Origin of the sequence: Streptomyces sp. NPDC091289 (genome assembly GCF_044757365.1) — a bacterium.
In the GTDB taxonomy this organism is placed as follows: domain Bacteria; phylum Actinomycetota; class Actinomycetes; order Streptomycetales; family Streptomycetaceae; genus Streptomyces.
Genome location: NZ_JBIVUT010000024.1, coordinates 89,071 through 106,870, shown reverse-complemented (window position 1 = coordinate 106,870; position 17,800 = coordinate 89,071). Strand labels below are relative to the sequence as shown.

Sequence of the window (17,800 nt, the reverse complement as noted above, 5' to 3'; positions counted from 1 at the left end):
ATGCCTTCCCGGAGGTGGTGGCCCGCGACACCACCCGGACCGCCCGCGACACCACCCGGGCGGCCCCGGGCGCTCGGACGGCTCAGGCGGCGAAGTACTGGGACAGCGAGTCCCGTTCGTCCAGCTCCACCAGATCCGGACGGGTGTAGCGCTCGGCCCGCGCGTGGTAGTCGAAGTCGCCCCGGACGAGCCCCCGGTAGTCCTGGACGCAGCGTTCCAGGGCCGCCCGGGTCGGGCCGCCGATGCCCGCCGCCTCGATTTCCTCGATCAGCTCCTTTTCCGCCCGCTGCACCCGCTCCGCTATCCGGGCCAGCTGGATCCCGGCCTCGTCGACGGCTTCCTGGAGGGTGCAGCCCCGGTCGCGCTGAATCAGCCGTACGGCGTTGTGCTCGTAGCCGAGAGCGGCTTCCTTCTCGAAGGAACAGATGTCGTTGCAGAGACCGGAATGGTCGGTGACCGCGTTCCGCAGGGCGATATACGCGGGCAGGCTCCGGGCGGAATCCGGAAGGTCGATTCCGGCGGTGATCTCGTGCAGGCAGAGAAAGGGCTGCATGGCGACCGAATCCCGCCGGTGCTTGGCGAATTCGGCCCGGCTCGGCACCTGTCCGGCGGCCCGCTCGACGGCCTCGGCGTAGTACGTCCACAGCCAGGCGGCGGTGTCCCGCCGGAACTGCCGGTTCCACTGCGGCGACCGACCGCGGCAGGTCCGCTCCCGCAGCCCGGCGAGCGCCCGCTCCATCGGTCCGTTCGGCGCGGCCCCGTCGAAGACGTCCACCAGGCGGGTGATCGCCCTCTCGCACATCAGCGGATCGCGTCCGGCCGGGCCGTCGTCGAACTCGTCGTCCACCAGGAAGGCCCAGAAGAGCCATTGACAGAACAGGTCGAGATGTTCCTGCGTCGCCTTCGGGAAGATGAGGGATATCCAGAGTTCCGGGCGGGTCCGGATCATTTTCTTCCGGGCCGGGACGGATAGATCGAGCCCTTCGGACTCGGCCCATTCCCAGGCGGCCCCACGGGTTTCCGTCAGGCCTGGATTGCAGCCGGCACTCTGGAACGGCATGTGAAACGCCGGTAACGTGATCTGGCTCATTGCTGCCCCTCGTCTGATGAATACGGGCGGACGATGTGAACGGCGCATTCCGGGTGGTCCGGCAAGGGACGGGCCCGTCGGGAAGCGGCGGCCGGGAGCCCGGAGGCCGGGCGACAGGGCGACCGTACGAGGTGAGAGGGCCATCGCTGTCCTCCTTCCTCCGCCGGGCGCCGGGGCAGCCGGGACAGGGTCGGCGAGCCGGTGGGCGGGCGCGTCACCATGTGTAATGCCCAGTCAACCCCCTGTGGGGGCTCCGAGGGAAGCCATTTGTGACCGAAATTGTTTGATCGTCATGAACTCTCTGACCACTACTGGGTAGTTGGTGAACCTGTGGGGCCCGCCGCTACGGCAGTGACGAGGGTCCGGCAGCGGGTGCCGAGTGAACCTGCGGAGCGACGGATTCCGGCTCAGGTGCGCTGGAAGAACTCGACCTCGCCGACCGCGATCGGCCGGCCCTCGCCCCGGCCGGCCGCCTCCCGCAGCACCAGCTCGACGGAGACGACATCGCTGATGCCCGTCCGGATCGGCTGCTCGCCGGGCTTGTCATTGAAGGTCACCGCCTTCTCGTGGACCGTGCCGTCCTCCGTGGTGATCAGCAGGTCCGCCCGGGTCGGCCGCGCGCCCCGCCGGAACTCCTGGGGTTCCTTCGACACCCCGGTGTGCACCACGATGCCGACCAGCCGGAACGGCGTTTCGAAGGAGCATGTGAGCGACGCGCCGAGTTCGGGCGCGCCCCAGTACTTGTTCGTCAGCCCGTCGATGGCCGCGCCCGCCGGGTGACCGGGAGCCGACGCGGTCGCGGTCGCCCCGGTGGGGCTGATCTCCGCCGTGCCGCCGAGCTTGTCCCGGACGTCCTCGAAGAGGTAGCGCCCCATCGGGAGGAGCAGGAAGCCCGCGAACAGCAGCCCGACCACGGCCAGGACGAGCAGCGTCCGCCGCAGCGCCCGGCCCGAACCGCCGCGCACCCGGCGGCGGAACGGCCACACCGTGCGCCACCACGGCAGGGCGGCCGGCTCCTCCCGGGCCTGCAGCGGAGCGGCGCACCGGCGGCAGAACTTCCGCCCCGGCAGGTTCGGCGTGCCACAGGCCGGGCAGGGCGGACCGTCCGGCGTCTCCTCCTCCGCCACCGGCCGCACGACGGGCCGCCGGCTCACGGGCTTGGCCGGTCGCACCGCCCCGATCGGCTCGTCCGCCGCGTTCGCCTCGGACATGTGCCCGGGCTCGCTCCTGGGCACCGGTGCGGACGCCGGGATTCCGGGGCGTACGGGAGCGGGCTGTACGGGAGCCGGCTGTACGGGCTGTACGGGCTGTACGGGCTGTACGGGCGGCACGGGCGGCACGGGCTGCGCATGCGGCCTTGCCGGTACGGGTGTCGACCCCGCCGGTGGCGCGGTGGGCTGCGGCGGTACGGGGGTGGGCACGGGCGCGGGCTCCGCCCGGGGCGCGGGAGGCGCCGGAGCCGACCGGGGTGGCTCCGGCGGGTGTTCGGGGCGCGCCGGGGCGGGGCGTGGCGGAGCTGCGGGGCGCGCGGGCGATTCGGGCCGATCGGAGGCCGCCGGTACGGGCTGCTCCGGGGCCCCGGGGGCAGGGCGGGGCGGAGCTTCGGATCGCTCCGAGGGCGAGGCCGAAGGCGGAGCCGCAGGGGCGGGGCGCGCCGGGCGTGCGGGTGGGCCGTCGGCGTCCGGCGCGGGTGGCGGCGTCGCAGGTGCCGGTGGCGTCGGGGGCCCGGCAGCTTCCGGCTCCGGGGAGGCCTCGGCCTCCGCGACCGGGACGGCTGCGCCTTCCGGCTCCGGGACGGTTACGCCCTTCGCCACCGGGGCGGCTGCGGCCTCCGGCTCCGGGACGACCGGCAGCTCTGCCACCGGAGCCTCCGAAGCCACCGGAGCATCCGGCTCAACCACCGGAGCTACCGAAGCCGACGCCACTGGAGCCACCGGATCCGACGCCACCGGATCCGACGCCACCGGATCCGACGCCACCGGATCCGACGCCACCGGATCCGACGCCACCGGATCCGACGCCTCCGGCCCCGATGCCGCCGGACCCGAGGCCTCCGGCTCAGGCTCCGGAGCCGCAGCCCGCGTACGCCGCACCGGCTGGGAGGACCAGCCCAGGTAGCCGCCGCAGTTGCCGCAGAAGTCGTCGCTCTCGCCGTTGGCCGTACCGCACGCCGGGCACGAACGCATCACGTCAGCCTCCTGTCTGTTCGGGCTCTTCGGGCGGGCCCGGCAGGACCTCCACCCGGCAGGTGAGGTGGACGGGGCACGAGGCCGTGGCGACGTCCAGGACGCGGCGGGCGTCCACCGGAGTGCCCGCGCGCACCGGCCAGACCCGGACGAGCAGTTCACCGGTCGGCGGCGGCGGGAGCGCCGCGCCCGGCTCGGCCGACCAGGTGGCGCCCCCGCCGTCCCGGACCTCCGCGTGCACCCCGCAGACCAGCCGCAGCCGCTCGACGAGACCCCGCCGGGTGCCGCGCCACCGGTGCAGCTCGACGGCGCGCGCGACGACCGCCCGGCGCAGCTCGACCGGCCACGCCGGATCGGTCTCGACGCCCACCCAGGACGCCAGCCAGGGCAGGAAGTCGGCCGGGGCCAGCGTCGGGTCGAAGTAGGCGGGCAGGTTGTCCAGCGTCGACAGGACCGGCGCCAGCACCGTGTCCAGGCCCGCCGTGAACCGTTGGGCCAGGTCGTCGTCCGCGTACAGGGCGGGCAGCAGTTCCCCGATCGGGTAGCGGCTCGGCAGCCCGGGTACCGCGGCCCGCGTCATACGCCCTCACCGGCCCCGCTCGCGGTGACCACCACCTGGTGCTGGTGCGAGAAGACCAACGCCCCCGGCGCGACGTCGACATGGTCCACCGCCGCGCCGCGCCGGCCGGTGATCGGGTCCGCCGGGAACAGCCGGACGTCCTCCACCAGACCGGCCCCCTCCACGCTCTGGAGCACGGCGAAGACCTCCCCGTACTGCACGGGCCTGCCGAACGGCCACCCCTCGCCGTCCGCCCCGCCGCGCAACGGGTCGATGTGCCGGAACAGCGCCTCCAGCGCCTCCGCCCGCACCCGGTCCACGTCGCCAGGGGCGGCCACCAGCCGCGCGACGACCGTGACGCCCTGGTAGGCGGGCGGCTCCACGATCAGCCGGGTGCCGACCAGGCGTCGTTCGTCGAGCCGTTCGGTGACCGCGGCGAGCACCTGGTCGGAGGGGATCAACTGCTCGAAGCGGAGATGGCCGTCCTCGTCGGCGACCGCGTCGGGCACCACCAGCACCCGTACCGCACCGGCCTCGCCCGCCACGGCCGGCACACACCGCACCCGGCGCAGCGACGGCGCGGCCTCCCGGGCGATGACCTCGTAGTCCTCGGCCGTGACCGCCCGCTCCTGTACCCGCAGGATGTTGGGCGCGCGCACCTTCGCGTTCTCGACGGTCTCCCCGTCGACCCCGCCGGTCGCCGCCTCACGGTTGTTCACGCCCGCGACGTACGGCACCGAACTGCGCAGCACGGAGATCGCGCCCCGGGCGACGTTGCCCGCCGCCCCGCCACCGGTCCGGTAGCGCGGGACGCGGAGCTGGGCGCCCTTCTCCGGCACCTCGCCGTACGCGCGCATCGTGCCGTCCGGCTCGCGCACCTCCGGCGGGAACGCGAACTCCCCGGAGACGGCGTCGATCCGGACGTGCCGGTCACCGGGCCCGGACGCGCCGAAGTGCTCGACCGGGGTCCAGATCTGCCAGCCCTCCTCCGCCGACACCTGTACCACCGGCGGCTCCCCGTCCAGCAGCAGCGGCGCCCGGCTCACCGAGAACCGCTGCCCGGCGACGCCCTCCGACACCCCGAGCGGCACATCGACGACGGTCTCCGCGTGCTCCGCGGCCGCCGTGCCGCCGACCGTGAACACCTCGGCCTCCCGGATCGTCGGCGACTCCGAGTAGAACGGCTGGCCCGGCTCCGGAGCGGTGACCCGGCAGCGCAGCCACCCCGCCCGGGTCCCCGCCACGACGGACGCGGTGTGCCCGGCCGGGACGAACACGACGACCTCGCCGGGCCTGTTGAGCCCGCCGGTGCTGTCGGTGCCGGTCGCACACATCACCCAGCGCGCCCCGTCCCACGCCTCCCACACCAGCGGCGGCTGACGCGGGTCGACGCCCACGCCCTCCACCCGGCTGTCCAGGCGGACGGCGACGATGCAGCGCGGTACGGCCGTCGGCAGACCGAACAGCAGGGCGTCACCGGGCTCCGGCCGGTTCTGGAAGCACGGGATGTCCTTGCCCGCGCCGAGCGGCGCGGTCCGGTCCGTCTGCTCGCCCGACACCGGCGCGGTGACCAGCCGGACCAGCGAACTCGGCACGATCGGCAGGTCGTCGGCGGTGGAGAACACCACCGGCTCCTCCGCCTCACCGCGCGCGGTCGCCACCTCCGTACCGGCGGGCAGGTACACGGTCTCCGGCTGCGGCGCGGACAGCCAGAAGTCGATCTCGGCCCGTGCCACGGCCGGCGGGAACAGCGTCACGCCCAGCAGGTCGAGGAAGGCCGCGTAGTTCTTGTCCGGCACCCGGTTCAGCCGGTAGAGCAACTGGTCGACCAGGTACGCGAACGTCTCGATCAGCGTGACCCCGGGGTCCGACACATTGTGGTCGGTCCACTCGGGGGAGCGCTGCTGGACGTACCGCTTGGCCTCGTCGACGAGCTGCTGGAAACGCCGGTCGTCCAGATTGGGCGAAGGCAGGGCCATCAGCGCATCCCCGCTTCCTGAGTGGTCTCCGCGGCCGAGCCCTCGGACGACGGGATCGTGTAGAAGGGAAAGACCAGGTTGCGCAGGTCGTTGGTGGCCCGCACGGTGTAGTGCACGTCGATGTAGAGCGTGCCCTCCTCGATGGCGTCGAACGCGATCACCACGTCCGTCACCTCGATGCGCGGCTCCCACCGCTCCAGCGAGGTCCGGACCTCCTGCGCGATCCGGCCGGCCGTCGCCCCGTCGCCGGGCGCGAAGACGTAGTCGTGGATGCCGCAGCCGAACTCCGGGCGCATCGGCCGCTCGCCCGGCGCGGTCCCGAGGATCAGACCGATCGCCTCCTCGATCTCCCGGTCCCGCTCGACCAGCGCGATCCCGCCCGTCGGCCCGACCCGCAGCGGGAAGCCCCAGCCGCGCCCGATGAATCCGCCGCCGCTCACATCGGGCCCCCGATCAGGACGTTCAGCGCGCCGCTGATGATGGGCGCGCCGCAGGTGGTCTTGTCCAGCATCCGGGCGGCGGGCAGTCCGCCGATCAGCACCGCGCCGCCGATCGCGGCGGCGGGGTTGGGCATGATCACGTTGCCGGGTCCGAGCGCCGCGTGCGGGGGGACGACGCACGCGTGCAGGCTCCCGGTGACGGCCGCGGGCCGGCCGCCGATGAGCACGGTGGCCACGGCCACCGCACCCGGGGGCGGAGTGCCGATGAGACCGCCGTGGGCGGTGCTGTCGCCCGTGCGGGCTGCGGGGGGCATGGCCGGGGTTCTCCTTGATGCGAAAGAGACTTCAGGGATACGAGGGACGGGGGCGGCGTACGCCGCACGCCGCACGGTCAGTTGATCTTGATGAGCTTGGCCTTGAGGACCGCGAGCAGACCGCCGTCGACCGTGACCCCCGTCTTGCCGTTGACGGTCACCGAACGGCCCTTGATGGTCACGTCGCCCGTGGCCCCGGCGTCGAGCGTGATGCCCGACGCGGACAGCGTCACCGAGCTCAACTCCCGCGTGCCGCCACGGGCTTTCACGGTCAGGGTGATCTCGCCCTTCTTCTCGTCGAGGACGACGTCGAGCCGTTTGTCGCCGGTCGCGATGCGGACGCCCGACGGCCCGCGCGGGGCGTCGAGCAGCTCCAGCCGGTTCCCCGAACGGGACACCAGCGAACGGCGGTTGACCTTCCCGCTCGTCGGGTCCACCAGCGGGACGTCGTGCGGCGAGGGCTTGTCGACCCCGTTGTAGAGGCCGCCGAGCACATACGGGCTGTCCAGCAGCCCCTGCTCGAACCCGACCAGCACCTCGTCGTTGACCTCGGGGCTGAACACCCCGCCGCCGCCCTGGCCGCCCCACTGCACGGTGCGGACCCAGTCGGTGACGTACGTGTCGTCGAGCCAGGGGAACTTCAGGCGCACCCAGCCGCGTTGGCCCCTGCCCTCCTCCCGGATGTCGGTGACCACGCCGATCGCCAGACCGGGCATGCGCGGCCCGCGCGAGGGGGCGTTCCCGCCACCGGTCAGCCCCGACAGCGAACGGTCCGGCGAGGCGCTGACGATCACCGTCGTGCGGTAGCCGGTGTCGGGTTCGAGGACGTGGTGCGCGGCGGTGGCGGTGTAGCGGCCGGAGAACGCGGGCCCCACGTTGCCGAGGGCCACCGGCAGACCCGCCCGCAGCTGCGGGTTCCCGTACGCGACCGCCTCGACCTCCCCGAACCCGGCGCTGACCGACGCGGCGAGCGCACCGGCCACCGCCCGGGTCTCCGCCTGGGTGCGGTACGGGGTGTCGGCGATCGTCGTACGGGAGCCACCGGAGCCGAAGATCTGCGCCGCCGTCGACGGGCTCATCCCCGGCACGACGGTGTCGCTGCGGACGGACTGCTGCCGGGCCACCAGCCGGGTCTTGGTGTCGACGTTCCAGCCGCGCACCTCGACGCTGTCCGCCCCGTCCGCCCCGGTCAGCACCGCACGCAGGGCCAGCAGATTGTTCCCGTACTCCAGGACCATCGGATCGCGCGAGGCGGACGTCGAGGGCGAGGGGGCCGAGGAGGCGGGGTCGGGCTCGGTGAACTGCAACAGGCCCTTGTCGTCCACCCGTACGGTCGCCCCGCTCTCGGCCGCCAGGTGCTGGAGGAACTCCCAGTCCGACACGTTCGGCTGCGTCAGCTGCTTGTACGTGATCGACGCGGCCTCGATCCGCCCGCAGGCCAGACCGGCCCCGGTGGCGACCTTGCGGACGATGTCCGCCGTCTTCATGTTCCGGTACGCCACGACCTTCCGGCCGCGCTGGAGCCGGTGCGCCTTGGAGAACGCCCGCACGACGGTGAACGATCCGGTGGTGTCGGTGTCCAGCTCGATCGCCGTGACCTCACCGGTGAACAGCCGCTCGCGCACCCGGTCCTGCACGGTGACCACCGAGATCTTCAGCGGGGTGCCCATGCCGATGCCGGTCTTGGCGAGGAAGGTGTGGTCGGGGTCCCGGTACATCAGGACGGCGGTGTCCGGCAGGCCCACGTTCTCGTCGACCACGCAGCTCACCAGCTGGGTGGCCCAGACGGCGGGCAGCTCGGCGGGCGCCTCGACGATCGGGTCGGCCGCGAAGGAGCGGCCGGGGGCGTCCTTTCCGCTCATCGGGTCTCCTCCGCCAGGTGGTCCTCCCGCCCGGGCACCAGGAGTTCCCGGCCGGGCGTCAACTGCATGGGGTCGTCGATGTCGTTGGCGTGCGCGATGGTCCGCCAGGCGGTGGCGTCGCCGTACTCCCGCCAGGCCAGCAGCGGCAGGCTGTCCCCGGCCACGACCCGGTGGGTGCGCCGCGCCTCCTTCGAACCCGAGGTGGGGTTCTGGCCGGCCGGGTCGACGCTCGCCTCCTCGATCGACAGGGAGCAGGTGGCGCGCAGCGGCTTCCCGTCCACGTCGAACAGGGTGTACGAGACCGAGAGATTGGAGAGCACCCCGTCGAACGAGGTCGTCTTCGACGTCCCCCAGTCGAACCGCACCCAGGGGCTGGCGGGCGTCTTGCGGGCCAGGCTGCTGGGCGTGGGGACACACGCGGTCATGAGCTGCTCCACCGCCTTCTCCACGGAGTTGTCGTGGGTGGCGGTCGCGTCGAGGAAGACCTCCAGCGACAGGGCCCGGGGCCCGCTGCCGACGAACTCGGGCAGCGCGGACTGCCCGGCCATCCGGGACGGAGTGCGCCGCCACTCGGTGCTCTTGCTCAGCGACAGCTTCGCCGGGTTGAACTGCAACGTGAGCCGGGCGAGCGCGCCGCCGGGCTTGGCGCCGACGGTCGAGGGCGGCTCCATGATGGTCAGCTGGGCACGGGCGCGGCTCGCGCGGAGAGCGGGTGACATGGCGTTCCTCCTTCCTTCGTCCTGGGTCTGGTCCTGCCGGATGCGCTGTTTCCCGTCAGGACGGCTCCAGGCCCTCGTGCGCGATCTCCAGCGTCTCGATCGCCGCCTGGGAGTTGGCCGGATCGAAGGACGGCCCCTGCCAGCGCACCGGCACGATCCCGTGGACCTGCCAGCTGATGATCCGGCTGAGATCGGGGCGCAGCGCCACGATCTCGCCGTCCTTGGGCTCGACCCGCTGGATCGTCTCGTTCAGCCAGCGCGCGATCTTCATCGTGTCGGCGGTCACCGGGCGGGTCAGCGTGATGTTCGTCCAGGTGATCCGCCCCGGCAGCTGCCAGGTGAACCCGTTGTTGCCGCCCTCGGCGTACGTCTCCATCTCCACCTCGGCGCCCAGACCGGAGCAGGTGTGGAACGCGCCCAGGTCGCTGCCGCCGATCGCGAGCTTGAAGAACACGCTCGTCGCGAAGATGTTGTCCGTCATGCGTCTCTCGTCTTCTTCTCTGCTGTCGGTCGTACGGGTCGTACGGGGGCGGGCGGGTGCGGCTGTGGCGCCGGGGCGGGCGTGCCGTCAGCGGCGGCCGTCGTGCAGCCGCCCGCTGCGTTCGCGGCCCCGCCGCAGATCGGCGCGGATGAGCCGGCTCACCGGGTCGAGGAGCCGACGGGCCAGCTCCTCGATCTCCGTTCCGCTCAGCCGGTTCGCCGAAGGAGCGTTGGAGGCGTCCTCGGCCCCGGCCGCCGGTCCCGCCCGCTGCACGGCGGGCTTCGCCGGTGCGGCCTGCACGGGAACCCCGGTGATCCCGGCGTTCGCCGCCGCACGCTGGACCGCCTGCGCCCTGCTCTCGGGGCGACCCGCTCCGGCGGCCTGCGCGGGCGTGCGGGGCGGCACCCGTACGGAGAGCCCGGGCGGCGCGCCGGGAGCGGCACCGGCGACGGGGGCCGGTCCGGCGGCCGGCGGACCGGCGCTTTCGGGAACCACCGGCATCGCCTGCCGCTGTACGGGTACGGGCACGGCGGCTTCCGGCCGTGCCGCTGCGGGCGGATGCGGCCGGACGACGGGAACCCGGCGCGGGCCGGGGGCGGTTACGGACGCCGATGCCCCCGGAGACGCCGACGGTATCCCCGGCTGGGCGTACGGGAGCGGCGCGGCGGGCACGGCCGGAGCGGTGGCGGCGCGTTGTACGGGAGGGACAGCGGGGGAGGCGTGCTGTGCGGGACCCGGCTGCGGAGCCCGGTGCGGTGGTGCGCCGGGGGGTACGGCTGGGGGCGAGGGCGTCGTGACCCGCCCGGACCGCCGTACGAGTCGCTGGAGCACGCCACGGGCGGGGGCGGTGGTGGTGCTGGTGGCCGAGGCAGCGGCGGTGGCGGTGGCTTGCGGGGCGCGGCCGGGTTCGGTCGGGCCGCCGCGCCGGTGGGCAGGGTTGGTGGTCGCGGCGGTGGTCGCGGAACGCTGGACCGGGTCGCCCGGCGCCGCGCCGGAGGGCGCCGGCTGACGGGTGCTCGGCAGGCTTCCGGCGCCCCCGTCGGCGGGGCCCGCCTGCGGCACGTCGCGCCGCCAGGTGGCCGCGACGACCGGGCGGGCGGTGCTGCCGCCCGCCGCAGTCGTCGTCGGAGGCGCTGAAAAACCTTCTGCGGAACCGGTGTTCACGGTCAGGCCGCGGCTGGGAAGCAGGGCCCGTGACCGCTGGACCGTGGGCGACAGGGACGGCGATGGCGACGGCGACGGTGTCGCACGGCTGGTGCTCTGCGCGGGCGCCCGGTCCCGAGCGATCGGCCGTACGCGTACCGGCGGTGGGGGAGCGGCGGAGGTCGTAGCGCGCTGAACGGCGGCGGTGCCGGGCGAGGAGGTGGAGGCCGCGGCGGCTGCGGTGGACGCGGTGGCGGCCGATCGCACCGGCATCGCGGCGGGCGTGCCCGGCGGTGCCGGGGCGTGGGCCGGAACGGCGGGCCCGGAGCCCGGAGCCGTCGCCGGCCGGTGGCCCGGGGCCCGGCCCGCATCAGGCCGTGTCCCGGTGGACCGGCGGTCACCGAGCAGCGGAGCGTCGCCGCCGAGCCGGGCGGTCGGCGGCAGCGAGGGCAGCGGCGTGCCGATCCCACCCCGTGCCCGGGCGCGTGAGCCGCCGGAAGCGTCGGGCGTCGCGCTGCCCGGGGCCGGTGCTCGCTGCACGGAAGGGGAGGGCCCCGATGACGACGTCGACGGCTGAGACGGCTGAGACGGCTGAGTCGTCCGGGACCGGGAGTCCGGCGCAGGGGACGGCTGCTGCCGCGCCGACGCCGACGCCTTCGCCTTCGCCGAACTGGCCGAGGGGACCGTAGGCACCCCGGGCGTCGCGTTCGGCGTGGCCGGTTGGCTCGGCGCGTCCGACGCCTGGCGCTGGAGCACCGGCATCTCCGCTGTCGGGTGTGCCGTCGCGGGGGCGGCCGGAACGACGCCCGCCGGGCCGTCACCGCTGGCCGGCCTGGCTCCGGCGGGCATCTCGCGCAGGGGCTTGCCCAGGGCCGGACGCACCACCTCGGCGGCGGGCGGTCCGGCGGCACGGTCAGGGGACGGGGAGTCCGGAACCGTACGGTCAGGACCGCTTCGCCGCTCCGATACGGCCCGCTGGACGGCGGCGGGAGCAGCCGGACCGGACGGCGCGGCCGATACGGAAGAAGCGGCCGACGGGGAAGGCGCGGAGGGCGTGGAAGGGGCAACGGGAGTGGCGACGGGAGTGGCGGGCGGGAGCCCGGCGATCTGCCGCAGTGGCATCGCCGGACGTCGGGCGACGATCAGGGGCGGGGCGATCCGATGGGGACGTACGGCAGCGGGCCGGGCCCGCTGCCCGGAGTCCGGTCCGTCGCCGGCATGCCGCGAGGACGGCGAGGCCGTGACGGTGTTCGGGGCGCTCCCGAGAACCGCCCGGGAGGCAGGCCCGGAGCCGGAGGACCTGGCACCGGACGGCACGGACGGGGTCGTGGCGTCGGACGGGCCGGAAGGACGGGACGGGCCCGAAGACTTCGATGGCACGGAAGCCCCCGACGGACCGCGCTGCGCCGACGCTCCCGACGCTCCCGACGCGTCGGACGGCGACCGGCTCACGGTGGACGTGGCCGGCCCACGCGCCGCGCCCGCCCGCTGGACCGGAGGCGGCGATCCAGGACCCGGCTTCCCCGACCCCGCAGTCCCCGACCCCGCAGCGCCCGTACCGCCGTTCGTCCTGCCGCCCTTGCCCGCCGCCCGGTTCACCGTGGCGGGCGGCAGGTCCGCCGCTGGCTCGGCGGGCTCGTCGGAGCCCGGGGGCCGGACGGCGCGCAGCAGCAGCGGCCCGCCGGGGGACGCGGCCCGCGCGCCGCCCGGGCGGGCGACTCCGTGGATGAGGCCGACCGGGGCCGACGGCAGGACGGAGTGGCCGAGTTCGCCGCCGAGGGCCGGGTTCTGCCAGGAGGCCAGCCGGGACCGGAACCGCAGTCCGTCGCTCACGCCGATCGAGGACCGGGCGACGGTCACCGACGGCGGGGCCACCCGCCGCCAGCCGCCGTCCCAGCCATCGCCCCCGCCGGAGGCAGGGACAGGAGCGGGCACTGCGGGCGCGGCGGGTACGGAAGGAGCCCCCGCGTCCCCGGCGCTTCCGCTCTCCCGAGCGGACGCACCGGATGCACCGGACGCACCGGACGGCTGCCGGTCCGTCCGGCGGAACCAGTCCCCGAGCCCCACGCGATCACCCGCCTTCGTTGACGCGGGTGTTGATCCGCGCTATCTCCCGCACCCACTGCTGACGTTCGCCGTGGGTGAGGTCGAGAATGTCCTCACGCTGCCAATGGAAGTGGTAGGCGACGTACGCGATCTCCTCCCGCAGCCGGGGAAGCGCGTACGTCACGATTCCCCCAGGCGCCCACCCGAGAGGTCCACCTCGAACGACCCGTGGCACAGCGGGCAGGTCACCGCGGCATGCGTGTGGCCCTCGCTGTTGATCCGCCGGTAGAAGTCCTGGAGGAACGCCACGTCGGTCGCGTACATCCGCTCGACGATCCCGGCGTGCACGTCGGTGACCGTGCCGAGCTGGGTGATCACCTGGCTCAGCAGCACCACGGACAGATACGCCGGGTTCTCCTTCACCCGCAGGTCGATCTGCGGGCGCAGCTCGTCGCGGGCCGTCGCGAGCCGCATGGTGCCGCTCCGGTGCAGCCGGCCCTCGTCGTCCACGTACCCGCGCGGCAGCTCGAAGGCGAACTCCGTCTGCAGTGTGTCCCGTTCCCGGGGACGGGCGGGGGCGGGCGCGGGAGCCGCGGCCTCCTCGCGTGCACCGGGTGCTGCGGGCGCGGCGGCGAGGGTGTCGAGGACCTCTTCGAGGCCCGCGCCCGGCGTAACGGTCCGGCGCCTCATTCGACCACGATCTCCTCGAAGGTGATGGTCACCGTCTCGGTGGCGGCACTGGACTCGCCGGCCTTGAGGGAGGGGCCCTCCCACTTGGAGGCCCAGCCCTGCATCAGCTGGATGCGGCGGACGGTCTCACCGGTCGAGTCCTTGATCTCGATCGTGAGGTTCTGCCGCGCGGTGTCGACGGCCCCGTTGTTGAGGGTCTCCTTGATCCAGGTGGTGAACTCGCTGCTCTTGTCGAGCCCGCGGGTGATCGTCACCTCGCCCGCCTGGCGGGCGCCCGGCTGCTTGCGGATGATCTGCTTGCCCTCGGCCGTCACCTGACGGACCTCGACGACTTCTTCCTCGACGGTCATGCCGCTGATCTCCTGGATGGACTCCACGAGGTAGCCGCCGAGCTGAACGCCGAAGACGTGGGTGGAAAGAGCGTCGCCCTCTGCCATGACTATGTGTCACCTGTTCTGATCGAAAGGGAAGTTAAGGGGTGCGGGAGGACCGCGAGGCCACGGTCACTCGTCGACGAGGCTGGTGCTGTCCGAGAACTGCGAGAGACGGAAGATCACGAACTCCGCGGGCTTCACCGGCGCCACCCCGATCTCGCAGACGACCTGACCGAGGTCGATCGACTCCTGCGGGTTGTTGCTCCGGTCGCACCGGACGTAGAACGCCTCCTCGGCCGTGCGGCCGAACAGCGCACCGCGGCGCCACTCCTCGGTGAGGAACGCGGTGACGTTGCGCCGGATGCTCGACCAGAGGCGGTCGTCGTTCGGCTCGAACACCACCCACTGGGTGCCCAGGAGGATCGACTCCTCCAGGTAGTTGAAGAGGCGGCGCACGTTCAGGTAGCGCCAGGCCGGGTCGGAGGAGAGGGTGCGCGCGCCCCAGATGCGGATGCCGCGGCCGGGGAAGGCGCGCACGCAGTTCACGCCGATCGGGTTGAGGAGGTCCTGCTCGCCCTTGCTGAGGCGGATCTCCAGGTCCACCGCGCCCCGGATGACCTCGTTGGCGGGGGCCTTGTGGACACCGCGCTCGCCGTCGCTGCGCGCCCACACGCCGGCCACGTGACCGCTCGGCGGGACCAGGGAGTTGCGGCCGCTCGCCGGGTCGAAGACCTTGACCCACGGGTAGTAGAGGGTCGCGTAACGCGAGTCGTAACCGGCGTCCTCGTTGCGCCAGGTGCGGACGCGCTGGGCGTTCATGCCCGGCGGGGTGTCGAGCACGGCGACCCGGTCGCCCATCTGCTCGCAGTGCGAGATGACCGCCAGCTGCACGGTCTTGACGCCCTCGGCGTCGATATCGCCGCGCTGGAAGGCGCTCATCAGGTCCGGGACGGCGACCATCGTGATCTCGTCGATCGCTTCGAGACCGGCGAACCCGGTACGCGCGGAGGCGTCGCCCACGTACTCGGAGGCGTCGATCCGGGCCACACCGGAGCCGGTCCCGGGGGCGCCCGCGGTGGCGGGGGCGAGGGCGACGGTCTGCTTCTCGGGGCGGCTCTGGGCCGTGCCGGGCTGCTCGGTGACCTGGATCAGCTTGGAGTCGCGGGTCTGGGTGACCAGATAGCCCTTGACGTTCTTGCGGGTGGAGACGTCGTACGTCTCCACGGCCTTGCCGCCCTGGCGCACCAGCAGCCGGAAGCGGTCCTCCGGAGGGTTCTCGCCCTCGGCGTCGGCGATCTCCACGGAGAGGCCGTCGCCCGTGCCGGGCTTGGCGGCGACCAGGAACCCGCCGAGCGCGACGGCGGCGGGGGCCGGGGCGACCGCACCCTGTGCCGTGCCCTCCGCGCCCTGTGCGGGGCCGCCGATGCGCACGATGTAGGCCGCGCCGCCGCCGTTGGCGAAGAAGCCGTACACGGCGTGCGTGAGATAGGTGTCGGCGGTGAAGGTGCCGAACGTCTGGACGTACTGGTCCCAGTTGGTCACCAGTGTCGGCTGGTGGAAGGGGCCCGTCCCGGCGAAGCCGACGAAGGCTGCGACCGCGGTGCCGACACCTTCGATGGGCCGTGCTCCGGACTGCACCTCCTCCACGTAAACACCGGGGGTGAGGTACGACGGCATGCTCGCTCCTTCTGGACGGTCACTCGATCACCGCCCAGTCTTTACTCCCCGCCCGGGCGGGGAGTAGGCCCCAGAGTCCTGGACGCGGGGCAAGGAGAGTGCCCTTTCCGGTCCCCGTGCCCCGGGGAACACTGCCCTTGGCGGTCCGGTCGGAACAGCCTCCGTATTCGCGGTCGTCGACGTGCATTCCGCCGGTGACGTGAAGAGCCGGTGACATGAAGAGAACGAGAACAACGCGTTACGGAACAGAGAGCCGCGGTCGCCGCAGTCGCCCTCTGCCGGGGGATTGGGCGAAAGTGCGGGCGGCGCGCCGGGGACCCGATGTGTTTGGTATCTCTTTTTCCCGGTAAACCACGGAAGGCCGGGGGCCGTCCGGGGCCACCGGGGAAACACTCCGAGGTGACGCGATTCGGCCAGAATGCGCCGAGAAGGTGGGCGGATCCGGCCGGGTACGGAGGGGGGAAGCGGGCACGGGAAGGCTCCGAACGGGCACCCGCCACTCACCATCGAACCGTCAGAACCACTCCTGAGCAGGCCCGTTCGTGCCCGCGGCCACCGGAAGCGGATATTCTTCCGATGCTGTCGCTGCCGCGGGCGACCGAACCGGCAGAGACCTCTGGTGTATCCGGGAGGGCGAATCCGCCATCGTCCGGCACGCCGGGTTTCCTCTCGGCCGGGTTTCTGCTGTTGTCTCGTCGACAGGCGAAGCGGAGCGCTCGGCGCCGCTGTTTCTATCGTGCGAGATCGCTCAGCACGCCGCTGACATTCAGAACCTGATGGCACCCGGAAGCCTGCGTTCCGGTGGCCGGAGTGCCGGGCTTGGCACAGGTGACGGAAGCGGTGACGGTGGCGTTCTCCGGAACCTGAATGGGGGTGACCCAGTGATAGTCCTGGTTGCGGAAGGTTTCCAGCGCGATGGTCGTGATCTTGCGCTCTCCGAAGGAGATCGTCACGGTGCCCTCGTCGCCCTGGAAGTTCGCCACCACGATGTCGGTGACGCCGAACACCTTCCCGGCCGGAACCTTGTAGGCCCTCTCCTCCGTGGCTCCCACCCGGGTCTGCACGTCGATGGTCTCCGAGGCCTGCTGTCCGCCTCCGAGTCCGCCACCGCCGTTGCCCCCGCCGCCTCCGCCGGAGCCGCCCGGGCCCGAACCGCCCGTGCCGGGGCCTGTTCCGTCCGGACCGGTTCCCTCGCCCTGACCACCGGCCGGGTTGTCCGCACCGCCGGGCGGGGTCGCCCCCTGTTCCTTACCGCGCTCGGTCTCCTCCTGCGCGGCCTTCGTCCCCGCCTGCTTGGCCGTGCTCTGCACCGCGGGCCGCACCAGGGCGAACCACGCGAGCAGCAGGGCCAGCAGCGCCGCCAGCACGATCAGCAGCCACTTGGGCAGCACCGGTATCTGGGCGAACTCCCCGGGCAGCGGCTCGGGTCCGCCGATCCGCTCGTCCTCGGCCTCCCCCTCGGCGCCATCGGCCGCCCGGACCTCGAACGGCCAGGTGACGGGCTCGCCGAACCAGATCAGCTTCCGGGCCCGGACCTTCAGCCGGATCTCCGCCGACTCGCCCGGCTCCAGACGCTTCTTGTCCGGCGTGAAGGCCAGGCGCAGATCCTCGCCCGCCTGCTTGCCCGTGAGGGCCACGTCGACCGGGGTGTTCCCCTTGTTCTGCACGGCCGTACGGAAGCGGGCGCCCAGCCAGCCCCGGCGGCGGCGCGGTTCCAGCTCCGAGCGGAGCTCGTGGAAGGGCTCCACGGTCACCGTGGACTCGGGAACCACCACCGACTCGGGCCGCTCCGCCGGCAGGACCCGTACGGCCAGGGGGGTTTCGCCCGCCCGGACCTCGTGGGAGCGGGGCGGGGCGAACGTGAGGGTCACCGTCTCGGAGGTGCCCGGGTACAGCGACACACGCGCCGGCTCGACGGTGGTCCAGGCGGCGCAGTCGCCGACCACGTCGAGTGTGTAGGCCTCGACGATGTCGCCGTCGTTGCGCACGGTCAGGGTGGTCGTCGCGGTACCGCCCGGCGACACCGTCACCATGGGGCTTTCGAGTTCGGCAGATGTGGTCACTCTGCGACGGTAGGCCGCCGACGCCGCCCGGCAGCAGAGACGCGAGGGCAACAAGCGGGCAGGGGTGGTGCCCCGAGGGCCCACCGGCGCGGTGTCCCCGCACCCCCTCCACGGGCCCGCGCACCCTGCCCCGGCCGGCCGGGGCGATATGAGGACCAGCAGGCAAATCGGGCTGAA

General features: G+C 73.3%; 15 protein-coding genes. All 15 read right to left on the bottom strand.

Going from position 1 to position 17,800, the window contains the following annotated elements; genetic code table 11:
- Window positions 1–82: 82 nt before the first annotated feature.
- Window positions 83–1,060 carry a terpene synthase family protein gene (locus ACIQPT_RS29035; RefSeq protein ID WP_401160063.1) on the bottom strand — a complete coding sequence of 326 codons (978 nt, stop codon included), beginning with the start codon at window positions 1,058–1,060 and terminating at the stop codon, window positions 83–85.
- A gap of 437 nt (window positions 1,061–1,497) precedes the next feature.
- On the bottom strand, window positions 1,498–2,301 hold the full coding sequence (locus ACIQPT_RS29030) for an NADase-type glycan-binding domain-containing protein (RefSeq protein ID WP_401160061.1): 804 nt from the start codon (window positions 2,299–2,301) through the stop codon (window positions 1,498–1,500).
- 979 nt (window positions 2,302–3,280) lie between these two features.
- The gene (locus ACIQPT_RS29025; RefSeq protein WP_401160059.1) at window positions 3,281–3,856 is read right to left on the bottom strand and encodes a phage tail protein I; all 576 of its coding nucleotides are present in this window, start codon (window positions 3,854–3,856) and stop codon (window positions 3,281–3,283) included.
- On the bottom strand, window positions 3,853–5,814 hold the full coding sequence (locus ACIQPT_RS29020) for a putative baseplate assembly protein (RefSeq protein ID WP_401160057.1): 1,962 nt from the start codon (window positions 5,812–5,814) through the stop codon (window positions 3,853–3,855). Before ACIQPT_RS29020 ends, ACIQPT_RS29025 begins: the two co-directional genes overlap by 4 nt.
- Entirely contained in the window at window positions 5,814–6,254 is a 441-nt protein-coding gene (locus tag ACIQPT_RS29015; protein ID WP_401160055.1) for a GPW/gp25 family protein, read from the bottom strand. The genes ACIQPT_RS29020 and ACIQPT_RS29015 overlap by 1 nt, the downstream gene beginning before the upstream one ends.
- Entirely contained in the window at window positions 6,251–6,568 is a 318-nt protein-coding gene (locus tag ACIQPT_RS29010; protein WP_401160054.1) for a PAAR domain-containing protein, read from the bottom strand. Before ACIQPT_RS29010 ends, ACIQPT_RS29015 begins: the two co-directional genes overlap by 4 nt.
- Before the next feature lie 77 nt (window positions 6,569–6,645).
- Window positions 6,646–8,430: a VgrG-related protein gene (locus ACIQPT_RS29005; RefSeq protein WP_401160053.1), complete on the bottom strand. Its 1,785-nt coding sequence runs from the start codon at window positions 8,428–8,430 to the stop codon at window positions 6,646–6,648.
- Entirely contained in the window at window positions 8,427–9,149 is a 723-nt protein-coding gene (locus ACIQPT_RS29000) for a LysM peptidoglycan-binding domain-containing protein (protein ID WP_401160052.1), read from the bottom strand. Before ACIQPT_RS29000 ends, ACIQPT_RS29005 begins: the two co-directional genes overlap by 4 nt.
- A 55-nt stretch (window positions 9,150–9,204) precedes the next feature.
- Window positions 9,205–9,630, bottom strand: a complete 426-nt coding sequence (locus tag ACIQPT_RS28995) for a phage tail protein (protein WP_030079082.1) — start codon at window positions 9,628–9,630, stop codon at window positions 9,205–9,207.
- Between the two features lie 87 nt (window positions 9,631–9,717).
- A complete protein-coding gene (locus tag ACIQPT_RS28990) occupies window positions 9,718–11,313 on the bottom strand; it encodes a hypothetical protein (RefSeq protein ID WP_401160050.1) in 1,596 nt (531 codons plus the stop codon).
- A gap of 1,531 nt (window positions 11,314–12,844) precedes the next feature.
- The gene (locus ACIQPT_RS28985) at window positions 12,845–13,003 is read right to left on the bottom strand and encodes a DUF6760 family protein (protein WP_003966147.1); all 159 of its coding nucleotides are present in this window, start codon (window positions 13,001–13,003) and stop codon (window positions 12,845–12,847) included.
- Window positions 13,000–13,509, bottom strand: coding sequence for a hypothetical protein (locus tag ACIQPT_RS28980; RefSeq protein WP_401160049.1), 510 nt, complete (start codon window positions 13,507–13,509; stop codon window positions 13,000–13,002). Before ACIQPT_RS28980 ends, ACIQPT_RS28985 begins: the two co-directional genes overlap by 4 nt.
- Entirely contained in the window at window positions 13,506–13,946 is a 441-nt protein-coding gene (locus ACIQPT_RS28975; RefSeq protein WP_007457189.1) for a phage tail protein, read from the bottom strand. Before ACIQPT_RS28975 ends, ACIQPT_RS28980 begins: the two co-directional genes overlap by 4 nt.
- 66 nt (window positions 13,947–14,012) lie before the next feature.
- A complete protein-coding gene (locus ACIQPT_RS28970) occupies window positions 14,013–15,560 on the bottom strand; it encodes a phage tail sheath family protein (RefSeq protein WP_401160047.1) in 1,548 nt (515 codons plus the stop codon).
- 731 nt (window positions 15,561–16,291) lie between these two features.
- The gene (locus tag ACIQPT_RS28965) at window positions 16,292–17,593 is read right to left on the bottom strand and encodes a hydrolytic protein (RefSeq protein WP_401160129.1); all 1,302 of its coding nucleotides are present in this window, start codon (window positions 17,591–17,593) and stop codon (window positions 16,292–16,294) included.
- Window positions 17,594–17,800 lie beyond the last annotated feature (207 nt).

Excerpts from the sequence above, each read along its gene's own strand:
- ACIQPT_RS29025 (WP_401160059.1), bottom strand. The coding sequence starts at position 3,856 with ATGACGCGGGCCGCGGTACCCGGGCTGCCGAGCCGCTACCCGATCGGG.
- ACIQPT_RS29005 (WP_401160053.1), bottom strand. The coding sequence starts at position 8,430 with ATGAGCGGAAAGGACGCCCCCGGCCGCTCCTTCGCGGCCGACCCGATC.
- ACIQPT_RS29030 (WP_401160061.1), bottom strand. The coding sequence starts at position 2,301 with ATGTCCGAGGCGAACGCGGCGGACGAGCCGATCGGGGCGGTGCGACCG.
- ACIQPT_RS29000 (WP_401160052.1), bottom strand. The coding sequence starts at position 9,149 with ATGTCACCCGCTCTCCGCGCGAGCCGCGCCCGTGCCCAGCTGACCATC.
- ACIQPT_RS28965 (WP_401160129.1), bottom strand. The coding sequence starts at position 17,593 with ATGGTGACGGTGTCGCCGGGCGGTACCGCGACGACCACCCTGACCGTG.
- ACIQPT_RS28995 (WP_030079082.1), bottom strand. The coding sequence starts at position 9,630 with ATGACGGACAACATCTTCGCGACGAGCGTGTTCTTCAAGCTCGCGATC.
- ACIQPT_RS29010 (WP_401160054.1), bottom strand. The coding sequence starts at position 6,568 with ATGCCCCCCGCAGCCCGCACGGGCGACAGCACCGCCCACGGCGGTCTC.
- ACIQPT_RS28980 (WP_401160049.1), bottom strand. The coding sequence starts at position 13,509 with ATGAGGCGCCGGACCGTTACGCCGGGCGCGGGCCTCGAAGAGGTCCTC.
- ACIQPT_RS28975 (WP_007457189.1), bottom strand. The coding sequence starts at position 13,946 with ATGGCAGAGGGCGACGCTCTTTCCACCCACGTCTTCGGCGTTCAGCTC.
- ACIQPT_RS28970 (WP_401160047.1), bottom strand. The coding sequence starts at position 15,560 with ATGCCGTCGTACCTCACCCCCGGTGTTTACGTGGAGGAGGTGCAGTCC.
- ACIQPT_RS29020 (WP_401160057.1), bottom strand. The coding sequence starts at position 5,814 with ATGGCCCTGCCTTCGCCCAATCTGGACGACCGGCGTTTCCAGCAGCTC.
- ACIQPT_RS29035 (WP_401160063.1), bottom strand. The coding sequence starts at position 1,060 with ATGCCGTTCCAGAGTGCCGGCTGCAATCCAGGCCTGACGGAAACCCGT.